The organism is Vibrio sp. D173a (assembly GCF_030248475.1).
This window is the reverse complement of the sequence record NZ_JAHGAH010000416.1, coordinates 1-923: the sequence shown is the minus strand read 5'-3', so window position 1 is coordinate 923 and position 923 is coordinate 1. Positions and strand designations below refer to the sequence as shown.

At 31.2% G+C, this 923-nt stretch carries 1 pseudogene; it reads right to left on the bottom strand.

Features of this window, described 5'->3' with window-relative positions:
• Positions 1-692 precede the first annotated feature (692 nt).
• Positions 693-923: pseudogene (locus KIV40_RS26355) on the bottom strand (vest); the annotation flags it as partial.

Here is a 923-nt window from a genome sequence, read left to right as displayed (position 1 = left end):
ATTGAGATAGGTTCTTAACATCCACGAATTAATGCCTTACTGAAAACATTGTTATATTTTTGAGACGAGCGGCATGATACCCACATTAAAATACCTAATCAACCACACATAAAATCTAAACTTTGATAGGAGTAAAAATGCATAACCGATAAAAATCACATAAAACATCGTGGAAACAGGATTGTTCAATGAATAAATAAGCAACAGAACACTCAATAAGGCTCTATTAAACCGAAAAAATTACGGTAAATAACCGTAAATTACCATAATTTAGTTTTTTACCTGTACTGACTCATAAAAAATCAGCCCGAAACACCACCAATCAATAACTCAAATAAATATCAACAAAAACAGTGAAAGAAGAAATTTTTCGTAATTTATAATCATTCCCAACAAGCAGTACGCCTTCTAAGTGCCAATATTCCGTTGATGTTTTTCATTAAGATATACATTGTATTTTATCTCGGAGAGGTGACCATCAACTTCTTTAAAGCTTGAGCCTGCGTTACCTATATTCTTTCTCCTTTTCCTTACCACTAAATCTTCAAGGATTTTTACCAATTTAATATTTAAATTTATTTTTTCAAAAAAGAATTCAAAAGACATACTTACGACAACTTTAAAAATTTAAAATATAAAAAATGGCAGCAACCTAAGCTGCCATTTAAAGTTTATGATATTGATAATTAGCGTTAGTAAAGCTTAGTATTACTGTTCATTATTTCATTAACTTGAGAACACACATTACCATTTTTCGTATTATCCCAATCACCACTTACATTAAAGTAAGCTTCTTCGTTAAATACAGTAATATTGTCTGTCTCTTGCGAATATGGTTCGAATGTCTTCGACTTCAGCCAGTTGGACATAAGAACGTCTTTCGCTTGGTGATCCTTTTCAGAAAAAAGTAAGCGCTCCATAAA